This is a genomic window from Bacillus sp. FJAT-50079, from assembly GCF_018343515.1.
Lineage (GTDB): Bacteria > Bacillota > Bacilli > Bacillales > Bacillaceae_C > Lederbergia.
Genome location: NZ_JAGYPD010000008.1, coordinates 146,595 through 168,394 on the forward strand (window position 1 = coordinate 146,595; position 21,800 = coordinate 168,394).

The 21,800-nt window shown below is 35.1% G+C and carries 15 protein-coding genes and 2 pseudogenes; 1 reads left to right on the forward strand and 16 read right to left on the reverse strand.

Annotated features, from left to right (window positions below):
• Window positions 1–60: 60 nt before the first annotated feature.
• From KHA95_RS20680 to KHA95_RS20715, 8 genes and pseudogenes are all read right to left on the reverse strand, one after another.
• Window positions 61–540, reverse strand: coding sequence for a VOC family protein (locus tag KHA95_RS20680; protein ID WP_213139471.1), 480 nt, complete (start codon window positions 538–540; stop codon window positions 61–63).
• Window positions 537–1,577, reverse strand: a complete 1,041-nt coding sequence (locus tag KHA95_RS20685) for an ABC transporter permease (RefSeq protein ID WP_213139472.1) — start codon at window positions 1,575–1,577, stop codon at window positions 537–539. Before KHA95_RS20685 ends, KHA95_RS20680 begins: the two co-directional genes overlap by 4 nt.
• The gene (locus KHA95_RS20690; protein WP_213139473.1) at window positions 1,561–2,580 is read right to left on the reverse strand and encodes an ABC transporter permease; all 1,020 of its coding nucleotides are present in this window, start codon (window positions 2,578–2,580) and stop codon (window positions 1,561–1,563) included. Before KHA95_RS20690 ends, KHA95_RS20685 begins: the two co-directional genes overlap by 17 nt.
• Window positions 2,577–4,091 carry a sugar ABC transporter ATP-binding protein gene (locus KHA95_RS20695; protein ID WP_213139474.1) on the reverse strand — a complete coding sequence of 505 codons (1,515 nt, stop codon included), beginning with the start codon at window positions 4,089–4,091 and terminating at the stop codon, window positions 2,577–2,579. Before KHA95_RS20695 ends, KHA95_RS20690 begins: the two co-directional genes overlap by 4 nt.
• A 52-nt stretch (window positions 4,092–4,143) precedes the next feature.
• Complete coding sequence (locus KHA95_RS20700) at window positions 4,144–5,181, reverse strand: autoinducer 2 ABC transporter substrate-binding protein (protein WP_213139475.1); 1,038 nt, start codon at window positions 5,179–5,181, stop codon at window positions 4,144–4,146.
• A 46-nt stretch (window positions 5,182–5,227) separates the two neighbouring features.
• Window positions 5,228–6,385, reverse strand: coding sequence for a Gfo/Idh/MocA family protein (locus KHA95_RS20705; protein ID WP_249317146.1), 1,158 nt, complete (start codon window positions 6,383–6,385; stop codon window positions 5,228–5,230).
• A gap of 314 nt (window positions 6,386–6,699) precedes the next feature.
• A pseudogene (locus KHA95_RS20710) lies at window positions 6,700–6,897 on the reverse strand (class II fructose-bisphosphate aldolase); the annotation flags it as partial.
• Window positions 6,898–6,991: 94 nt separating this feature from the next.
• Window positions 6,992–7,231 (reverse strand): annotated as a pseudogene (locus KHA95_RS20715) (Uma2 family endonuclease); the annotation flags it as partial.
• Between the two features lie 297 nt (window positions 7,232–7,528).
• On the opposite strand from KHA95_RS20715, the gene KHA95_RS20720 reads away from it, so the two are divergent.
• Entirely contained in the window at window positions 7,529–8,791 is a 1,263-nt protein-coding gene (locus KHA95_RS20720) for an MFS transporter (protein WP_213139477.1), read from the forward strand.
• 701 nt (window positions 8,792–9,492) lie between these two features.
• On the opposite strand, the gene KHA95_RS20725 is transcribed toward KHA95_RS20720, so the two are convergent.
• The 8 genes from KHA95_RS20725 to KHA95_RS20760 all read right to left on the reverse strand — a co-directional run bounded on the left by KHA95_RS20725 (window position 9,493) and on the right by KHA95_RS20760 (window position 21,797).
• The gene (locus KHA95_RS20725) at window positions 9,493–10,341 is read right to left on the reverse strand and encodes a Cof-type HAD-IIB family hydrolase (RefSeq protein ID WP_213139478.1); all 849 of its coding nucleotides are present in this window, start codon (window positions 10,339–10,341) and stop codon (window positions 9,493–9,495) included.
• A 48-nt stretch (window positions 10,342–10,389) separates the two neighbouring features.
• The gene (locus KHA95_RS20730) at window positions 10,390–11,862 is read right to left on the reverse strand and encodes a glycoside hydrolase family 1 protein (RefSeq protein WP_481748463.1); all 1,473 of its coding nucleotides are present in this window, start codon (window positions 11,860–11,862) and stop codon (window positions 10,390–10,392) included.
• 63 nt (window positions 11,863–11,925) lie between these two features.
• Window positions 11,926–13,827: a beta-glucoside-specific PTS transporter subunit IIABC gene (locus tag KHA95_RS20735; protein ID WP_213139480.1), complete on the reverse strand. Its 1,902-nt coding sequence runs from the start codon at window positions 13,825–13,827 to the stop codon at window positions 11,926–11,928.
• 118 nt (window positions 13,828–13,945) lie between these two features.
• A complete protein-coding gene (locus tag KHA95_RS20740) occupies window positions 13,946–14,791 on the reverse strand; it encodes a PRD domain-containing protein (RefSeq protein ID WP_213139481.1) in 846 nt (281 codons plus the stop codon).
• An 841-nt stretch (window positions 14,792–15,632) separates the two neighbouring features.
• The gene (rbsK, locus tag KHA95_RS20745; RefSeq protein WP_213139482.1) at window positions 15,633–16,571 is read right to left on the reverse strand and encodes a ribokinase; all 939 of its coding nucleotides are present in this window, start codon (window positions 16,569–16,571) and stop codon (window positions 15,633–15,635) included.
• A gap of 40 nt (window positions 16,572–16,611) precedes the next feature.
• Window positions 16,612–18,429, reverse strand: coding sequence for a sensor histidine kinase (locus tag KHA95_RS20750; protein ID WP_213139483.1), 1,818 nt, complete (start codon window positions 18,427–18,429; stop codon window positions 16,612–16,614).
• Window positions 18,426–19,511: a response regulator transcription factor gene (locus KHA95_RS20755; RefSeq protein ID WP_213139484.1), complete on the reverse strand. Its 1,086-nt coding sequence runs from the start codon at window positions 19,509–19,511 to the stop codon at window positions 18,426–18,428. The genes KHA95_RS20750 and KHA95_RS20755 overlap by 4 nt, the downstream gene beginning before the upstream one ends.
• Before the next feature lie 108 nt (window positions 19,512–19,619).
• On the reverse strand, window positions 19,620–21,797 hold the full coding sequence (locus tag KHA95_RS20760; RefSeq protein ID WP_213139485.1) for an ADP-ribosylglycohydrolase family protein: 2,178 nt from the start codon (window positions 21,795–21,797) through the stop codon (window positions 19,620–19,622).
• Window positions 21,798–21,800 lie beyond the last annotated feature (3 nt).

Here is a 21,800-nt window from a genome sequence, read left to right on the forward strand (position 1 = left end):
TATGGACAAAAGAAAGTTCCCATAGTTTCAGCTATTCCTCTTGTCCATAAAACCTACATTTTATAGGTCAGGATAACGTCGATCTGGCGGACCAATTTTCCCTCCATTACCAACTTCGTAGTCAAACCCCAAGGTATTCTTAGTATTTAAATAATAGTGAACATCGTTATCAATCCAACCTGTTTGAGTTACTTCAAATCCATTGTCCCTAAATTTTTGTAAAACCTCAGGGATTTTTTCATCTTCAACAATTTCCTTAATATGATGTAGTCCTTCTCCATTTTCCTCAAGAAATTTCCAATATACATTTGGCCCCTTTATCGGTTGAATGAGTTCTATCTCTATATCCCCTTCCCAACATACTGCACAAATGAATTCAAATTCTTCTGTAACCTTATTACCCATATAATGAAAATCTTTTACTGTTTTAGGTGTAAAATGTCTTACATCCCAAGGACCAATCCCTAATATTTCCCAATAGTGTTTCATTGTTTTTTGAACATCTTTAACTACCAAAGCAACCTGTTTATATTTTCTCATTTTCTTATTCCCCCTTTTTTATTTTTCCAATAGTTAATCATCATCACAAGTAATAAAAATGATCCCCACGCTATATCTTGAACATAATTACTCGCACTGCCTCCGATACGCAACATATTAAATCCACTTGATAGAAATTGCATTGATAAAATTGCAATTATCACACCGAAAACACGACCAACTCCCCCGTTCGGATTTACTCCCCCCATTACTGTTACTACAATAGCTGGAAATAAATACGAAGAACCATAATCTGCCTTAGCAGAATTCGTTTGGGATATAATCATAATTCCTGCGATTGCAGATAAGCATCCACTCAGCATATACGTCCTTAAAAGAATCACATTGTTTCTAATCCCCGTAAATCTCGCTGCGGTGCGATTTGCTCCTAGCATGTATAGTTCATATCCGTAAGCTGTTTTATTAAGTATGACTGTAATGATAAATATAGTAGCTATGAAAATAATTAATGGAATTGGAATGCCTACCAATGTATCATTTCCTAAAAAAAGGAGCTGTTCAGGAAATCCTACGATTGCATGGCCTTTCGTTAAAACTATTGCAATGCCCATGAATACTTGCATCGTACCTAATGTAGCTAAAATTTCTGGTATTTTGATAATTGTTATTAACATTCCATTAAAGATTCCACAAAGCAATCCAACTAATATAGCAACTACAATAGCTAGCGTAGTCACCAATATAACCTGGCCAGATCCAGCCCCTGCTGGAATCCAGGTGGTTAGTATCATAGCCGCTACTATTCCGGACAAATTAGCCGTACTAATAACGGAAAGATCGATGCCTCCGGAGAGCATCGTAACCATGATGGCAATAGATAGCAATCCAAACTGCGGAAAACTAAATGCAATCGCTTCAAAATTTCTCCAAGTCAAGTAAAGACCTGGATTTGAAATAGTCATTATTCCTATAATGACAAACATTAAAATTAGTAATTGAATGATGCTTCCATCTCGATTCCTAAACAGAGAAAGATTATCTTGGAGTTTATTAAACTCTTTACCTATTAATTGCATGCAATCCCCCCTCTTCTCCAAGCAGATTAATGTTTGCTTTCATCCTACTTTGATAAGAAGTAATGGAAGTTCCCACTAGAATAAGCATTCCTATCACAACCTTTTGCCAATAAGAGGAAACACCCATTAATATTAAATTGTTATTAATAAGTACAACTAAAAAGACTCCAAGTAAAGTTCCTTGTACATTCCCGTATCCACCAGTAATTCTCGCCCCGCCAAGCACAACAGCAGCAATAACATTTAATTCTATTCCAAATAGATCAAATGGATTTGCATTACGCACAGTTGAGCCATGAACCACTCCCGCGATTCCAGAGAATATCCCCACTAACCCATAAATAAAAATTTGTAGTTTTGTTAGATTGAATCCAATTCGTTTGGCGGAAGTCGGATCCCCCCCAAGTGCATAAATCCCTCTACCTATTATTGTATATTTAAGTAATATCCAAGTGACTAAAGCCACAATTACTAGAAGAATTATCGTACTTGAGAGTCCACTAGTGCCGTCAGAACTAGCTATTTTAAAGATACTCGACTTACCAAAATTCGTTAATGAATTGGGAATTTGATTGATCACAGTAGTTCCAAGAAATACAAATAGGATCCCTCTGTATAAGGTTGCCGTTCCTAATGTGGCGATCAATGTTTGCATTTTAAAGAATGCAATAAAGATAGAGTTGAATAATCCCAATAGAAGTCCAATTCCCGCAGCAACAATCAAGATCCATATTATTCCACCATCAAAATGAAAAACATTTAACAATTTTATCGTTGCGTAATAAGAAAAGATTGCAATTGCTGGGAATGAGACATCAATTCCACCTGAAATAAGTACTAATAATACACCCATCGCAAGAATTCCAATAACTACGGTGCTTCTAAGAAGGTCGAATATATTAGCAACTGAATAGAAACTCTCATTTAAAAAACCTACAAAGAGGCTAATTGCAATGATTGTTAGTCCTATGAAGAACTCACTTTTTCGGAATAATTGCTTCATATTACTCGCTCCTTAACATCTGTCTGTAACCCTCTATTCAAATCCTCTTCTGTTAAGGTTTCCTTAGCATACTCGCTGTCTATTCTGCCTCTTTTCATCATTATCACCCGGTTACAATTCTCAACAAGCTCAGGAATATCATCTGAGATGATGACGATTCCCATTCCTTCTTTTGCGAGTTTCCTTAATATGGAGTAAATATCAGCCTTAGACCCAACATCAACACCGACAGTAGGTCCATTTAAGATTAGTATTTGCGGCTTAGTTGCAAGGCATTTCGCTAATACTACTCGCTGTTGATTACCTCCTGACAAGCTACTTACAGGCAAATCAGATGAGGGAGTTGAAATATTCAATCTTTTCATCCAATTACTTGTTTCTTCTTCTACGCGATTGTACGCGATTAAATTAAGTCTTGATGCAAAATTCCGTATGGATCCAATCATTATGTTTTTCCCAATGGAATGGGATAAAAATAAGCCTTCTGTCAATCTATCTTCAGGTACATAAGCAATCCCATGCTTAGTTGAATCATGTACAGACTTTATTCTGACTTGTTTCCCATTTAAGGATAAGTTTCCAGAATCAGCTGGTTCCATACCATAGAGGGAAAGTGCAAATTCGGTACGCCCCGAACCCAACAACCCCGTAATTCCCAAAATTTCACCTGGATACAACTCTAAGAATATATCTTTGAATTTATTCCTTTTTGTGTAATTTTCTACTTTTAACAGACTTGGTTTATCTTTAGACTGTTTTTGAAATAGATAGGGGGTACCCTTTATCTCCCTTCCCGTCATCGCCTTGACTAAACTGGCTTGGTTAAACGTTCTTACATCACCAGAAACAACATTTTTACCATTTCTTAATACTGTAATATGTTCTGATATGTTAAAAACCTCATTTAACTTATGACTTACAAATAAAATAGCTATTCCTTTCGCTTGTAATCTTTTTATGATCCTGAATAGAGTCGCAACTTCTTTCTCAGTAAGAGCGGTTGTCGGTTCGTCCATTATGATCAATTTTGCTTTTTGAACAATAGCCCTTGAAATAGCAATCATTTGTTTGTCTGATACGGAAAGAGTCTCCACTAACGCATTCAGGTCCATATTTGCCCCTATCTGTTTTAATGCATCCTTGGCTATTTTACTAACACCTTTCCAATTTACAACCCGCCTTCCTTTTGCTACTTCACTACCAAGAGCAATGTTTTCCGCCACAGTCAGATTAGGAAACAAAGAAAAGTCTTGATAAATGACTTGGATACCTTCTCGAATAGCATCAATCGGACGTAGCCTCTTATAGAGGTTTTTTCCGATAACAATTCGGCCGCTACTTGGAACTTCCACTCCGGAAATCAACTTTATCAAAGTTGATTTCCCACACCCATTTCCACCCATTAAACAGTGAATTTCTCCAACTTTTATCGTTAGATTGACCTGATCTAATGCTTGAACTCCTGAAAATGATTTACTTATATTTTCAACATCTATTAATATGTCAGACATAGTTGATATCCTCCTTTCTACATTTTTCATATTGTTTTATTTAAACGATGTATTAAAAATCATACTCAGACATATTTTCCTTATTTACGTCAATCCAAGCCTGACCTTCAATCACATTATCAACTAGATTAATATTGTTATAACCCTCCACACCTAGATCCTCACCATCATTGATTTGCTCACCTTCGAGAGCCTTTCGTACTACTTTCATTCCTAAATTACCAATATCAGCGGGATCCCAGAAGCTAATTGAATTGACAATATCTGAATCGATATACTTTCCAGATACAGAAACTAGGCTTGTTCCAAATACTTGAACCTTGCCTGTAAGACCCATTTCCTCAATTGCAAGCGACATACCAGCAGGATCAATCATTGCAAATCCTATTAAACCTTTAATGCTTGGGTGTGCTTTTAGTAATTCCTTTGTTCTCTCATACGCCGTGGTTGTATCATCATTCGACTCTACTCTCTCTGCTACAAGATTCATTTCAGGATATTTTTCCTTTTGCAAGGCAATAGCAGCATCAGTAGCTTCATTATGAGATTTTGCAGTCAAACTTCCCACCATAATGGCATAATCACCTTTTTCGCCCATACTAGTTGCTAATTGATCCATAAAATGTTCCCCATACTCACCATTATCAAATGCTTCTATATCATAATCAGCATTCTTAATTCCTGCTGCTTCGTGTGTTACAACAACGATCCCCTCATCCCTAGCCCGCTTTAATACCGGATCCAATGATTCTGGAGAAATCGGAACAACGAAAATTGCGTCCACTTGTTGTGCAATCAAATCTTCAATTATTTTTCTTTGTTGGGCAGCATCAAGTTCTGGCGGTCCAAGTAAAAAAGTCTCATCTCCCGTTTCTTCACTGTAGTTTTGAATTCCTTGCTCCATCCTCTCAAACCACTCAGAACCACTTACTTTTACAACGGTCGCAATTTTGTATGTCGCCCCATCACCAGACTTCTTACTTTCATCGCTAGAAGTGTTACCACTACTTTTTTCATCGCCGCTGCAACCAGCTAGTGCAACAGACATAAGCATAAGTAATATTCCAAATATGCGAATAACCTTTCCCATCCTTTTTCCCCCTATTAAATCATTTTTACTACATCCTACTCATCGATCACTTAACCTCAACCCATTTTCTCGTTTTAGCACTTTCAATAATTGCATCACACAGTAACACCTCTCTATATCCATGATAAAATGAAGGAAAACGAGAATTAGGTTCTAACCCTTGTCGCTCACCCGATAAAATTTCTTGATAAACTTCCTTAAAGAGCTGTTTGGTTGTATCAGGGAAACCTTCATTATGTCCACCAGGATAAGAAACAATACTTCGCGTATCGTCACTGACTAATGCTGGATCGCGAAGAAGCATCTCATTTGCCTTCTCTCTATATCCGATGAGAAGTTCATTTGGCCTTTCTGACTCCCATACTAGTGAAGACTTAGAGCCATTAATCTCAAACTGAACCCGGTTCTTTCTACCTGCTGCAACCTGATTGACCGTAAACACACCATGACCACCATCTTCAAAATGTAAAAGTACACTTGCGTAATCTTCTGTTTTAACTTGGACCTCCTCGTAATCACTTGATTCAATTAACTTACTAGACCACGTTTCAACTGGTTTTAATGGTTTCTTACGTGTTTTATGGAACGTAGCAAAATCAGCCATAACTTCAACAATTATCTTTTTAGAAATATATTCAATTAAATCTAGCCAGTGAGTACCGATATCGGCAACTGCTTTAGATTCTCCACTCAATTCTGGTTCTAAACGCCAACTATAATCTGTGTCAAAGAACAACCAGTCTTGTAAATATGAACCTTGTATCGCATTAATGATGCCGACATCTCCAGACTCCACTTTTATTCGTGATTCTCGAACCATTGGATAATATCTGACATTAAAATTTACCGCATTAACTAAGCCAGTTTTATTAACAAGCTCCAGTAAATCCTCCGCTTCTTCCCTTGTCATGGTCAGTGGTTTTTCACATACAACATGTTTTCCAGCCAGTAATGCTTCTTTCGCCATTTGATAGTGAAGATTATTCGGAGTACAAATATGAACTACTTCCACTTCATCGTCCTTTAGAAGGTCTCGGTAATCACCATAAGCTTTTTCAATCCTTAAGTGTTTGGCTTTTTCTTTTGCTGTCTCAATATTACTACCGGCAATAGCTACAACTTCACCTAAATTTGTTCGGCGAATCGCCTCTACATGAATGGGCCCAATAAAGCCTGTCCCAATTACCCCCGCTTTGACTACCATTTTTTGAATCCTCCTTTAATTTAATTGTTTTTATTTTGTAAATAATGCAAAGATGAGAGGGCGATTATCCACTGATGCATATAACGTATCTGCTACCATCTCTCTTATCCATATCTTCACTTCAATGTTAGCACTTTCATTTTTATTGTTAATCAACGATTCTCTAAAATTGATTAACTATTCTTTAATTATCATGTTAACCTTTCATAAAGGAACTGAATATTTAAAAAAGGAACATCTCCCATGTATGATGAAGGTGCGAACCATCAAATGCATGAAGAGGTGTTCCTTATGAATAGTTAAATCCTTATGTCCTATACAAACTGCGGCACGACTTTTCCTTCACTTCCTACCATTCTAATTTTAGACTTTGCCATCTCTTTAGCAGCATCTTTTGCCTTTTGCAAGTAAGCGCGAGGATCAAGACTTTCTGGTTCTTCTTCAAAATGCTTACGAATAGCTTCAGAATAGGCATTTTTCAGCTCTGTTGATACATTCACTTTTGTCATTCCATGCCGTGCCTTATATATCAAGGGATAAGCAGATTATTACGTCATTCCGATTATACCTCCTAACATGTTCGTATATATAATTTGTGTCAGTTTTCTATAACCGAAAAATCCTATCGATCTCGGCACGGAGTTCCTTAAAAATAAAAGATTGTGCTATTTCGCCCTTTTTAAAAGTAGAATAATGATGGATGTTATTTTCTTCAAATTGATAAATCGTTACTTCATGATTGTCTGGATTGACGATCCAATACTCGTTCACGCCGCAAGACATATATAAATCAAGTTTTTTTATTAAGTCTTTTCTTTGTGTACTTTTCGATAGCACTTCCACAACAAGATTTGGGACACCTTATTATATATTTATTCGTTTACTTTTTCTAGCGATCATGAAATGAACATTGTTTACATTTTAAGCTGAAAATGAACTAGGCATTAACTCCTTCAGATTTATCGTCGATATGATTAACAATTTCAGTGTTTTATCCATCCATGCCGAAAAGCTGGATTTTCAATTCCATTTAAAAAGCTTATTTCATCTTCGTCTTGTTTCACAAGGTTCTTAGAAAAAACATTTCTACTATTGCAGTTATCCCATATACATAAAAGTAAAACACTACTGGAGTAGATATCATTGGACAAACAAAATAGCCGATTTAGATGGATTGTATTTGCTGCTGTCACGTTTACTTATTTATTAATGTCAAGTCAGCGAACGGCTCCGGGCTTGATTACAGATCAGTTAATGAAGGATTTTGCTGTAACGGCATCAACGATTGGGCTCCTGGCAAGCATACAATTTTTTGTTTATACCGGTTTGCAAATTCCAATGGGGATTTTAGCCGATCGTTTTGGTCCCAATTTTTTTCTAATTATTGGGGCTCTCCTGACAGGGATCGGTACAATAATTTATAGTCTTGGTACGCATGAATTTGTCCTGTTTTTCGCAAGAATATTAACAGGGATCGGAGATGCAACAATCTGGGTAAATATGGTATTAATTTTGAGCCAATGGTTTAGTGCAAAGGAATTTGTAAAATTAATTGGTTGGGCTGGAATGACAGGGAGCCTTGGTTTCGTTTTGGCGACCGTCCCTTTTTCCTTGTGGATTGACCTTCTCGGCTGGAGAACAGCATTTTTTACAGCAGGGCTGTTAATATGCTTATTTGGGATGATTCTTTACTTTGTACTTGTAAAAAAGCCGAAGCAATTGGTATTTGTAAAAAATGAAGTACAACCCGAAAAAACAATAGTTTTACTGAAAAGAATTTGTTCGAGTTGGCAAGCATGGTCTTTATTCTTTTGTCACTTTGGAATGGTCGGTGCGTATGTTGGATTTATTGGTTCGTGGGCTGTGCCTTATGGGATGAATGTGTTTGGGATGGAGCGCTCAGATGCAAGCCAGCTTATCATGATTGGTCTTATTGGAGCAATTATTGGTGCACCGCTATCCAGCTGGATTTCAATTCGGTTAGAAATGGTGAAACGACTATATGTTATCGTTCATATAACTATGTTATTAAGCTGGTCTGCCTTTCTGATTTTTTATGGGAAGCCGCCGATTTTCATCGTTATAACACTTTTCTTTATGATTGGTCTTTGTTATGGAGCATGTATGTTAACCTTTACCCTCATCCGTCAATCCTATCCTCTATCAGAATCCGGCCTTGTTTCCGGGTTTGCGAATACAGGTGGATTTTTGAGTGCTGTATTGCTTCCTAGCATTTTCGGACGTATATTGGACCATTTTCAAGCTTCTGGAAATATAAGTGCTGGCTACTACTACGGTTTCATCATTCCAGTAATTTTTTCAATCATTGGTTTGATGGGAGTACTTAGTATTAAGGAAAAAGGGCGATCAGATACCAGAAAGCCGATATCTGATTATAGTAAATAGGTGGCTGGGGATATTAATTTTCCCGAGAGGTGAAGATCATTCATCTTCATTTTAGCAAGAGGTGGCATCCCCGGAATGCAATAGTTAGCCACAAATAAGATCACTCTTAATGATTCGTTTATCATCAGATATTTAGATATGACTTTCTATCAAGAACAACATATAACATAGCAAGTATTATTTCCAATCACCGTTCTGGAAGGAGTGATCTTTTATTTTTTTTACTCCGCAATCTGTACAGCTTTTTAATATAAATCTACATATCTAATGTAACGAATAAAAAGAAGCTCCTTATAAGTTTAATTAACTTATAAGAAGCCTCGAATAAAATCCTCAATGTTAGCAAACCACTCTCATCTCATCTCGCTTACAACCCATTTATACCAAGGGTTGGATGCACGGCCACGCGTAAGGTGAGAGTGTGTAATATGCTTCATTCCATGTGCTAAAATTACGGTTCATCGATGTTTTACTAATTTTTGTCTGTAACATCTTTAACGAGAAATTATCGTTTTTCATTGGATTGCGTTAGCAAAAAGTTAGCATTTTCAAAGAGACAGTCTGTATAATAATGTTTCAAAGGTAGCTCTTGGTATCAACAATTTACATTTTCTAGCATCTGATTAATTCACTATATTCTTTTCTATAACTTCAATGCTTATTTTTTTCAAATGATAGATTATTTACTGTTCCATTTTTTCTTAGATCAAACCGTTTAATGTAAAGCTCTTAAATACTCCGTCTTCTTCTGCCTTAGAGGTGATCTCTTTAGAAACTTCTTTTAATTCTTCAGAGGCATTTTCCATTGCAACACCATATGCAACAGCTTCAAACATTTTTATATCATTATTTCCATCACCATATGCCATAGTATTAGTTTTATCCACATCTAGGTATTGAAGAACGAACTCTATCGCAGTCAATTTGTTCACATCTTTCAAAGCTATTTCTCCACTTTCCGAACCAAATTGACGAACAGTTGTACGATATATTTCAAACTTGTTTTTAAACCTGCTGTCTATTTGTACAAAAGGATGATCTTGATTACTAATAAATGAAATCTTATTAACTTTACTATAATCAATTTTTTGGGTTTTATACTTATCTATTAATTCATAAAACCAATTAAACTCCGCATCAGCATTTACATATGCTTCACTATTAATAGGATAGCCTTCAGTAACACGTGTTCGTATAGCCTCGATACAATTATCACTACCAAATAGACCTTCATTTGATTCTATATAATAACCAATTTTATTCTTATCAAAATAATCAATAATTTCTAGAACAGAATCTTTAGCCATCGTTTGATAATGAACGACTTTGCCACCTATCTCTATATATCCTCCTCCAGCACCAATCACTCCATCAAAACCTATCGATATGATATCATCCACTATTTCAGGTTTTGATCGACCTGTACAAAGATAAATTTGATGACCATTTTTTCTAGCTATACGGATAGCTTTTTGGGCAGTGGCAGGAACTTCTCCATTTGGGGTACACAATGTACCATCAATATCCATGAAAATAATCTTCTTATTCACACTTTCACTCCTAAATAAATAAAAGGGGGAATTCCCCCTTTTAATAAATTACCCTTCTAAATTTCCTCCATTGGCAGCAATTACATCCTTGAACCAATAGAATGAATCTTTTCGAATACGTTTAAGTGAACCATTTCCCTCATCATCTTGGTCAACATAAATGAAACCGTAACGTTTAGTCATTTGTGAAGTACCACAACTGATAAGGTCAATACATCCCCAAGGGGTGTAACCCATTAAATCGACACCATCCTCTATTGCCTCTTTCAATGCAATAATATGCTTTTTAATGTAGTCAATCCGATAATCATCATGGATTTTTCCATCTTCTGTCACTATATCTCTAGCTCCTAAACCATTTTCAACTACAAATAATGGGACTTGATAACGATCATATAATTTATTTAACGAGATTCTTAATCCAATTGGATCGATTGGCCAATCCCATTCGGACAGCTCTAAATGCTCATTTTTGATTGGGCTATCAAAGGTTCCTGCTAACTCAGCCGCATCTTCCCTTGCTTCTGTTACATGGGACATATAGTAGCTGATTGCAACGTAATCAACGGTTCCATCCCTAAGAATTTGTTCGTCCCCTTCCTCTACCTGAAGTTGAATATTATTTTCAGCAAAATAACGAATCATATAACTTGGGTAAGCGCCACGTACTTTTACATCTGGATAGAACATATTTAATTGATTTGATTTTAAAGCTTGAAGTTGATCTTCTGGTTTTGTAGTTCTTGCATAAGATTCGATTTGATTAATCATACAACCTATTTTTGCATCCGGCATAATATCACGAGCTGCTTTCACCGCAACAGCACTCGCTAAAAATTGATGGTGAGAGGCCTGGTAGGCGGCTTCTAACTGATTATCTACTTTATCTGCAAGTACACCAGCACCAGTATATAAACTATTTAAATTCATATTCATTTCATTAAAGGTAATCCAATATTTTACTTTATCTTTATAACGGTTAAACAGAACGATGGCATATTTTTCAAATAGCGGAATTAATTCACGGCTAATCCAGCCATTATACTTTTTCGTTAATTCAATTGGCATTTCATAATGAGACATTGTTACTAATGGTTCAATCCCATATTTAGCACATTCATCAAATACTTTATCGTAAAATTCCAAACCTTTTTCGTTTGGCTCATCTTCTAGACCCGTAGGGAAAATACGGGGCCAAGCAATCGATAGACGGAAGGTTTTAAAACCCATTTCTGCAAATAAAGCAATATCTTCTTTGTAATGATTGTAAAAGTCAATTCCCCAGCGCTTCGGAAATACATATTTACTAGGATTATTTAAATATTCCTCAAGTTCGACAGAACTAACATTAAATGTAAAATTATCTACTGAATCTCCAGCATATGGATCTTTATATGCTGCCATATCTGATGTTGACAAACCTTTTCCATCTATATCAAAAGCACCCTCAATTTGATTTGCAGCTGTGGCTCCCCCCCATAAAAAATTCTTAGGAAAGCCTTTTTCTATTGATTTCAACATGTTCATGTTCCTCCTAAAATCTTTTTATTGTATATATAAAATCCCAATTATTTATAGGGAGTTTTATCTAATTAACATGAATAACTTACTTTCACAAGCTTTTGCTTGTTGATCATTAGTAGAAATTACATCTAAATACTGTGCTATATTCGTAACAACAATTGGAGATATTAATGAAACGTCCTCTTGTTTTAACAGTTCTATATCAAAGGATAACAGCTTGTCCCCAACATGGAATTCTTCGCCTTCTCTTACTAATAATTTAAATCCTTTGCCATTTAAAGAAACTGTTTCTAATCCAACATGAATTAATAATTCAACTCCATCATCAGAAACAATGCCTATGGCATGGTTCGTCGGAGTAGACATGATTACTTTTCCTGGAAAAGGAGCATATACAATCCCTTCCTCGGGTATAATTGCTACGCCTTTTCCGACAAGTTCTTTGGAAAATGTAGAATCAGGAACTTCTTTTAATGGAATTACTTTACCTGTTAAAGGTGAGGATACATCAATAGGTGCATTTGGATTTTCTTTTATAGCATTAGATACATTATCATCTATTACTGGTTTTGCATTTTTTCCCTCCACTATTTCTTCAGTTGCTTTTGCTGTTTCTTCTTTAAAGCCTAATAGTAAAGTTACAATCATTGCGACTAGGAAGCTAGAAGCAACCCCGATAGAGGCATACAATAAATTATTTGTATCTTTTATTATATAAGTTGGAATAGCCATAATTCCTGGAACAGTAAATGCAGTTGCTTTTACAGCGAAGAAACCAAAAATAGCACCTCCAACAGCACCGCCTACTAAACTTGCATAAAAAGGTTTCTTTAACTTCATGGTAACTCCATATATAGTAGGTTCCGTAATACCAAAAACGGCTGGTATAAATGTGGAGATAGATAATTGTTTCATTTTCTTATCCTTTGTCTTAATGAACACGCCTAAAGTAGCACCAGCTTGGGCTAAATTCGCGACAAGATTCATTGGCAAAAGCATGATATCATAGCCATATTTATCAAAGGCGGCAAAAGCACCTGGGAAAAACGCATAGTGCATACCTGTGATAACGATAAGTGGCATAAGACCCCCTAATAACAAACCTGCAATAGGACCTGCAACGGAGAATAGACCAGTAAAGAATGTATCTAGATAAATACCAACATATCTACCTAACGGTGCAATAAGACCTAGAGTTAATGGCGCGGTTATGACCAAACTTAAAACCGGTAGGAAAATAATACGTAATGATTTAGGGATTATCTTATCAAGTTGTTTATATACATAACTTAATAGTAATACACCTAAAATAATCGGAATAACGGACGAAGCATAACTGTTCATAGGTATCGGAAGCCCTAAAAACTTTAATGAAATAACTTCCCCACTATTGGCATATGTCATGATTTGCGGATACATTAAAACCCCTGCAAGCGCAATGGCTAAAGATGAATCTGTGTTAAATTTTCTAGCTGCTGAAAAAGCTAATAGAAAAGGTAAGAAGTGAAACGGTGCATCAGAGATAAACGTCAAAATCTCGTAGTTAGAACCCTTATCAGAGAGGAGATTAAAAGTTACGAGTAAAGCTAAAATTCCCTTAAGTAATCCTCCTCCTACAATCGCAGGCAATACGGGCGTAAAAATTCCTGAAATAACATCAAAAACATACTCAACTACATTTAACTTCTGTTTAGGGGTACCCTTGTTCACAGTTTTCTCATCTAATAATTTATTAACTTCCGCATATAGATCAGCAACATTACTCCCTATAATCACTTGAAACTGCCCACTTTTATATTGCGCTCCAAGAACGCCTTCCAATAATTTGATTTTATCTATGTTTATTTTGTCTTTATTTTCTACATTGAATCGTAAACGTGTTATACAATGCCAACTTTGATGAATATTCCCATTTCCCCCCATTTCTTTAATGATTGCTTCAGCCAGCTTTTTATTCCCCATATTCTTCCCTTCTTTCCTTTTTTGTAAAAAAAAACCTAAGCAATGTTTACACAGTATTCTGTGCAAACTCTGCTTAGGTTAATGCCTTGTAAAAGTAACACCCCTAAATGAGAAGTTATTATAATCTTTTTTTATTTTCTTTTGTTAATTTTTCTATATGAATAATTAAATAAGTGACTTCATCCTCTGTAATCTGCCACTGAAATTCTTTTTTAATCATTTCTTTAATTATTAAAGCACAAGCATAGCTTTTCATATACTGCTTTTGAATGATTTCCTTAAATTGTTCATCCATCTGACTATCGGTCCGTTTTTTGATTTTCTGACGGGCAATGAAATAACGTAGATGGGTTATAAATCTCGAGTAATTAATTGTTGTTTTGTCTAACTCTCTATCAAATAAATGTTGAATAATATTAATGATATTTTTGATTAGCCTAGTAATAAGAATAGTATCTTCCATCGAGTTACTATCTGTTTGTGCATTAACAAAATGTAAAGCTATAAAAGAAGCCTCCATTTCTGGAAGTGTTATTCCCAGATCCTCTTTTATGATTTCCAAAGCCATCTTCCCTATTTTATGTTCTGCATAATATAAATAAGGAACTTCCCATTGTAGTGGATTATCTTTAATTAAATCATCGTCTCTATCGATTGCGAATTGTATATGATCCGCTAACGCAAGCAGTATTGAATGATTTAATTTACTTTTTATCTTCTGTTCACCTAGACTAACTATTTTTTCCGTTACTGTTAGTACCTCTGTGGAAATATTTTCCAACAGTTTACTGGTTTCCATACTTTCCTTAGGATGAAAGACCTTCTGTGCTTTACTTGGGTCTATTGGGTCACCCTTCTTTTTTTTAAAACCAAGACCATTCCCAAATAAAATTAGTTCTTCATTTGTTTCTTCTGATTTTGCTAATATGATATTGTTGTTTAATGATTTTATTAACGTAAGCATATTCATCTCACCCCTAAAAAACCCATAAAAAAACACCAATATCAAAAAATAACAATAAAAATAGAGTAAGCTCTTATTTTTTGTTACAATTGACTTGGTGGTGCCTGATCGTATCAGTAACACTCCTGTATCTACTTAATACTTTACATTAATATTTAAGTTTGTCAACCCACATACTTCTTTTTTTTCAAGGGAGTAATAAAACAGTAGTTGATATTAAGGCACTTTTATTTACATATCGGAAAAAGATAGATCGATTTTATAGCTTACGTAAGAGTGATTACAAATATATAGTTAAGCAAATGATTTGAAACCGTGAATAATTTGTGACTTGCAGAGGCTGTGGTCTCACTCGAACAAATCATGGACCGACTTGGTCATAATGATGATCAAATAACTAAAAATGTGTACCTTCACGCCACGCAAAAATTGAAAAAAGAAGTCTCCCAAAAGTTCAGTGAACTTACGGGATGACACAATTATTATCCTCGATGTTAGCAAAACACTCTCATCTTACTTACAAACTCATTCATATCAAGGGTTGGAGGGATATTAATATATCATGCCTCCGCTACCATAAACACTGATACACTTTTCCATAAAATTGTACAAACGCCAATATATCAAGATCTTTAAATTGCTTTTTAATAAGTAGATTCTATATTTTTAAATGAATTGATATATAACTTGTTGCTGGAATGTTGTCGTTGTCTATTTCTCCAAATGCTCTTGAAAGTTGCAGTTTGACTCACTTTGTTGTTCATGGTAACGCCGAGAATTGGCTGTTACCGGAGATTACTTCAAAGTAGGTTCTAATTGTTTAAACACTTGCTTCTCGAGCTCAAAGATAAACCTGGTTACTTTTATGTTCTAGCAAAAAATGAGCAATTTCTTCCTCAGAAGGTGTTGAAGATTGTGCACCGAATCTCGTTACTGTTATCGCAGAAGCCGCGGAAGCAAATAATAAACAATCCTCAATACTTTTACCTAAACTGAATGCCACAGAAAATGCGCCAATAAACGTATCCCCTGCCGCTGTTGTATCTACTGCTTTTACATTAAAGGCAGGAGTGAACACAGTTTTTCCATCCGCTCCGGCAAAATACGCTCCTTGCTCCCCCATAGTTATTAATACTTGCCGAACTTTAGCCTGTATCAATAAATCCGCTGCTTTTTCCGCATCTGATCTTGTGGTAATATTCAATCCTGTTATTGCTTCCGCTTCTGTTTCATTCACAATAAGTACATCAATTCTTGATAAGATATCATCAGGTACTTCAAAGGCGGGAGCTGGATTAAAAAACACATGAATCCCTCTTCTGTTCGCTTCATTGATTACATATTGATTCACTTCCCACTGAATTTCATTTTGAAGTAAAACAATATGGGTATGACTTAGTACATCAAGTAATGATTTCATATCACTCTTATCAAGTAAGCCATTTGCTCCTTTGGATAGAATGATGCTATTCTCCCCTTTTGTATCAACAGTAATAAAAGCTAAACCAGAGGTACTTTCTTTTATTAAGATATTTTCTATATTAACTTTATTCTCTTTGAGGGAATTTATTAACTCTAAACCAAATATATCTGTACCAACCGCACCTATCATCGTTACATTCCCACCTAATCGCCGAGCGGCAACTGCCTGATTGGCTCCTTTTCCTCCAGGTATGTATTGAACTCCTTTTCCATGGATCGTTTGCCCAGGTAATGGGTGCTTATCTACTTTATTCACTACATCCATATTTATACTACCAACTACGAGAATTTCCTTCATGGTTAGCACCTCGGCTCTATTAACTTTGCAACGCAACTGATTACTCGGTCTTATAAGGTATTATTATTCGAACCATTGTCCCTACTATATTTGCCTTTTTTACTTCTATTCCATAATCTTCTCCAAAAAATAGCTTGATTCTGTGTTGTACATTTATTAGACCCATACTTTTTTGATACTTATATTTATTTACTTCAGTAATTCGGTCAACTGGACCCTGTATAGGTTGATTTAACTTTTGATCGATTTCTTTTAGTTTATTGTTGGATATTCCTTTCCCATTATCCACGACATCAATTATCACTAAGTCCTTAACCCTATATGCCTTTATTATAATTCGTTTCACATCGTCAATATTTTCAAACGCATGCTTCATCACATTCTCTACAATTGGTTGTATTGTTAAACGAGGAATAATTGCTTTATCTACCGAACTATCAATTTCGTATATAAATTCGATTTCTTGATCATAACGAAAATTTATAATTTCTCCATACATCATTAAATAATCTAATTCCTCTTTTAACGTTACGATTTTTGAGGGATCCTCTAAACTGTAACGTAATAAGTTACTAAGTGAATGAACAATCCCTTCTATCTCGCGAACTCCTCTTCGATTTGCCACCCAACTAATAGAATTTAGTGTATTATATAAAAAATGTGGGGTTATTTTTTCTTGCAACGCTTCTAACTCTGCTTGTTTTTGTAGAAGTAATGCTCTTGATTCATTAATTTCTACTTGATATACACGATCAATAAGTTCTTCCACTTTTATTACCATCATATTAAAGCTGTCACCTAATTGTGCAATTTCATCATTTCGATTAAAGTGAACCCTCACACTAAAATCACCAGTTTGAACCTTATTCATCATAAATTGTAGTTTACGTATAGGTTTAACAAATAATTTATGAAGAGTGATTGCTACGATTAATATCGTTAGAAGAATAATAATTATAAAGAAATAAAACTCATAGTGAATAGGTTTTAGTTTTTCTAATACTTCATCATAAGGAACAACCCCTATCAAATACCAGTTTAAACTTGGAATTGAATTTTTCAAATACAGGGAGTCCTCTCCTTTTTCATTTTTAGTTAAAAGGATTTTTTGATCCCTATGTGCCAATATTTTTTTATATAACTCTTTGTTAGCTATCTTTTTATTCGGTTGGTATATTACATCATAATTTTCATCAAGAAGAATAACATAACCAGATTTAAGCAGTTTAATCTCATCAAATTCCTTCATAAGATAGTCTAAATTATAGTCAAGTACCGCTATCCCAATAGGTCTACCTGTATTCAAGTCAATAATTTCGCGACCGAATGATATAAAGGGTTGACCTAACTCCCCAATTTGAATTGAACTTTTTGCGATAGGAGCATATTTAAACTGCTGCTTTAACTCTTTTACAATATTATCTTCTTCCTTCAATGGTAGAAATCTTCCCAAACTATCTAATCGTTTATTTTTAAAATTGTATATGGTTATCTTACTTACCTCAGGATGTCCTACAAGTAATTGATTAGAATAGTCTGCAAAAAAACGAGCCTCTGTATAGGCCTCCCACTCATCCTTTACTTCTTCTTTAAGCATCCTCTGAGTTTCGCTGTGGATAGACACTTTTGTAAGTATATCCGTTAAATTACCAAATGCATCTTCTGAATAATCTTGAACTTGATCCAGAATATGAATATTTGATTCAGCGATCATTTCTAATAAAATGTTTGAAAATGATTTATATCCGATCATACTAAATAATATTAGTGGCAAAAATGCTAAGCAGAACAAAGTTATTATCAATTTTCGATAAAGGCTAAAGCGCATACGAATAATAATTAATAGTTTAGGTATCACTCCTCTTTCACACTTTGAGAACGATAATTCTGCGGAGTAATCCCCGTAAACCTCTTGAAGATCCTCGAAAAATACTCGGCATTATTAAATCCAACCATTTCAGAAACCTCTAATATTTTCATATTTGGTATATTTAATAAGTCCTTCGCTTTATTAATGCGTATTTGTTGTAAATAGTCTACAAAATTGATCCCTACTTCTTTTTTAAATAAGCGACTTAAATAAGAGGGTGTTACACCGACCATTTGGGCTATCATTGTCAACGTCAGATCCAATTTATATTGTTCATCCAAGATTTTTTTACAATTAAACAAAATATCGGGACATGATTGTTGTCTGCACATATTAACGGTTTTCACACAATAAATAATAAATTGCTTCACTCTTTGATTAATTTCTTCTAATGAGTTCTGTGGTTCAAATGCACTTAACAAAGAGTCTATTTCTTGATCAAAATAGAGTTGAACTGTATCAATAGATGATAATCGTTTTCTAAGAGATGTTAATGTGTCAACTATAAAAGGGATGAAACGCAATCGATCTTCATTTACCTTTTGCTGAAATCCTAAAAGTAATCTTTCTAAAGCCTCTTCAGCGGCTGTCACATTCCCTATTTCGACTGCATCAAGAAGTTTGGCCTCTAAGCGTATTAATCTCATATCCCATTTTTCCTGATTAACAAAAAACAACATGTTCTTTGGGATAGAAAAAAGAGAGGAAGTTGCATTGACTAAAGCTTTGTTTAATTCCTCTCTTTCTATCGGTTTTAGCAAATAATCTTTTACTCCAAACCGCATTGCACGTCTGGCATATTCAAAATCGTCGTAACCACTTAAGATAATCATTTTAGTTTCAGGCGATCTTTCATAAGCTTTTCGAATAAGTTCGAAACCATCCATTTTGGGCATTCTTAAATCCGTTAGTAAAATGTGTATCGTTTGTGATTTAAAAAACTTAATAGCTTCATAGCCATTTGAGGCACTCCCTACAATATTGTAATAACATCCCAACTCCTCAATAAAACTCAATATACTATCCCTTACTTTTTTTTCATCTTCTACAACTAATATATTGACTTTCATATATTTCCACCTCATTTTTATTATAAGTGGGAAATAACAGAATAGGTAATGGATTCAGAATATAAATCTCGATCTTCCACATTGGAAGATCGAGATTGAAGGGTCACATTACATTCCTTTAACTTTAAATTTACTATAATGAGTGTGACTAGCCTCGAAATTAGAGAAACCAATTTGTCCTGACAAATACGGTGAATGGTGATCTTCGTAGGTTAAGACATGTAAATCATCTACAAATATTTTAAAGTGATTATTAACAGCCTCCACTTTTATATTATATGATTTATCTAAACACCATTTAAAGTCCGCTGATACAAGGGCTTTATATCCATTATTATTTTTATATAAAGTAATTTTATTATCTTCACTTAGTCCAACTGCATAGGAGCGAATTCCTCCTTGTACACGAAAATTTATATTATGGCATTTACCAATTTTAGGTATAACAGTCGCCTCAAATTGGTAATTTCTCCATTGGATATCCCCAGTATATGATTCAGCTGGTTCTCCAAAATAACTTCCACTTAATTGACCTTCCTCTAGCGTCCATAAACCTCTAAGATAGGTGAATTGGCTTATTTCTAAATGCAGCTCGTTCCATTTTTCTATTCTTTCTAATGTAAAATCAACTTCATAATCTGGAGCTCCAAAGAAATTAAAATCATCAATATAGGCTATTAGTGAAGGTAATCCTATTCTTCTTTCTTCTTGAACCGGAATAAACTCAATCCCAGCTTCTTCAATACATACTCCATTCATCGCAGGAATTTGGTACTCCAATTTTTCCCATTTACCAATTAAAAGATTAACTTTTTCTCCATAATGTCTTATTCCTTTATTACGATCTTTCACGTATAATCGTGCAATAACGTCACTAACCGTTCCCTCTGGTACCATTACACAACAATTGATAGACTGTCCCGGATAAAGGGTTGGTGAAAAACTTGGATCATAACGACTATCGTTAAAATCTCCAGGTGTATAATATGTTTTAACGTAAGAACGATAACCATAGCCACCGTTTACATAATCAAACGTTACTTTTAATGAGCGCTCTCCACTATATGCAACTTCTTTTGTATTTTCGGCATAAGCTTTAGTGTTGTCAGAGTCACTTTCAACTCGAAACGCATGGGTTGAACCCGGATATTCGAAATGATATTTTGCAGCCTCTTCTTTTAATATTCGATCCCATTTTTCAGGTACTTTTGCCTCCATAACCTTATATCCTAAATCGGCAATATAAGACGCACACCAAGGTAAGTCTAATATATTTAATGTACCAATTACACTTGAGCAGCAAAGGAAGTCGTTAATTGGTGATCTCCAAGAGTTATCGATTCCATCTAATCCATTGAAAACGCCAAGAATTGTTCCGACATTCCCGACATTACAGTCGGTATCCCAACCGCACATGTTACAAATATTAATCGTCTTAGAAAAATCACTTTCCCCATATAATAGAGATAATACAATCACGGCTGAGTTAGGAATAATATGACACACTCCCTGATAACGGTCATAGCCATAGTTTTCTTGAATATACTTAAAGCAATCTCTCCAATTAGTAGGGTGAGCTTCATAGAATCGTATAATATCCTTTGTCATCTTAGCATAATCACAATCCTCAGGTATTACTCCTAACCCTGCTTCAATGATATGGATCATACTTTTTTCAGTAAAAGCCGCTGCAATACAAGCAGCAAGGAACATACCGCCATATTTCCCATTTCCATCGTGGGAAACACTAGCAATCTTTTCCGCATATTCAGCTGCTAGCTTCGGTTGACCTGGGGCAATTAGCCCCCAGACATCAATAAATATTTGACCACCAATTTGCTCGGCAATTGTACATCCATTTTGCTCAATTGAGCCGGAACGGGGAGCCATTATTCCATTTTTCAAGTTTAAATATGCGGTATGTTCGCTAGATTTGCCATATCCACCCCACCAATAAAATCCATGTCCGTCAGGAGCATAATTTAACCAAGTAAGTCCAAATTCCTCAGGGGTAATCTCTCTTGTATGAGTATAATCTTCGAGTGTCCGTAAAAAGAATAGAGGACCGTTTGTATCATCATCTGCGGCAAAATTTTTAAACTCATGCACGTAACCGGTTATTTCACCAAACGCTTTATTTATTCGGTCATACGACCACATCTCTATGTTCGCTCCATGCCGTACACCTATCACTTTTCCAAGCCATCCAGCATACACACGTTCCACATAGTCTTTAGGCATAATTTTCAATGTTTCATCGCTATCCAATGCATTTATCACGTTCATTTT

Excerpts from the sequence above, each read along its gene's own strand:
- KHA95_RS20700 (WP_213139475.1), bottom strand. The coding sequence starts at position 5,181 with ATGGGAAAGGTTATTCGCATATTTGGAATATTACTTATGCTTATGTCT.
- KHA95_RS20740 (WP_213139481.1), bottom strand. The coding sequence starts at position 14,791 with ATGCTTACGTTAATAAAATCATTAAACAACAATATCATATTAGCAAAA.
- rbsK (WP_213139482.1), bottom strand. The coding sequence starts at position 16,571 with ATGAAGGAAATTCTCGTAGTTGGTAGTATAAATATGGATGTAGTGAAT.
- KHA95_RS20695 (WP_213139474.1), bottom strand. The coding sequence starts at position 4,091 with ATGTCTGACATATTAATAGATGTTGAAAATATAAGTAAATCATTTTCA.
- KHA95_RS20735 (WP_213139480.1), bottom strand. The coding sequence starts at position 13,827 with ATGGGGAATAAAAAGCTGGCTGAAGCAATCATTAAAGAAATGGGGGGA.
- KHA95_RS20760 (WP_213139485.1), bottom strand. The coding sequence starts at position 21,797 with ATGAACGTGATAAATGCATTGGATAGCGATGAAACATTGAAAATTATG.
- KHA95_RS20730 (WP_481748463.1), bottom strand. The coding sequence starts at position 11,862 with ATGTTGAAATCAATAGAAAAAGGCTTTCCTAAGAATTTTTTATGGGGG.
- KHA95_RS20690 (WP_213139473.1), bottom strand. The coding sequence starts at position 2,580 with ATGAAGCAATTATTCCGAAAAAGTGAGTTCTTCATAGGACTAACAATC.
- KHA95_RS20705 (WP_249317146.1), bottom strand. The coding sequence starts at position 6,385 with ATGGTAGTCAAAGCGGGGGTAATTGGGACAGGCTTTATTGGGCCCATT.
- KHA95_RS20685 (WP_213139472.1), bottom strand. The coding sequence starts at position 1,577 with ATGCAATTAATAGGTAAAGAGTTTAATAAACTCCAAGATAATCTTTCT.
- KHA95_RS20755 (WP_213139484.1), bottom strand. The coding sequence starts at position 19,511 with ATGAAAGTCAATATATTAGTTGTAGAAGATGAAAAAAAAGTAAGGGAT.
- KHA95_RS20680 (WP_213139471.1), bottom strand. The coding sequence starts at position 540 with ATGAGAAAATATAAACAGGTTGCTTTGGTAGTTAAAGATGTTCAAAAA.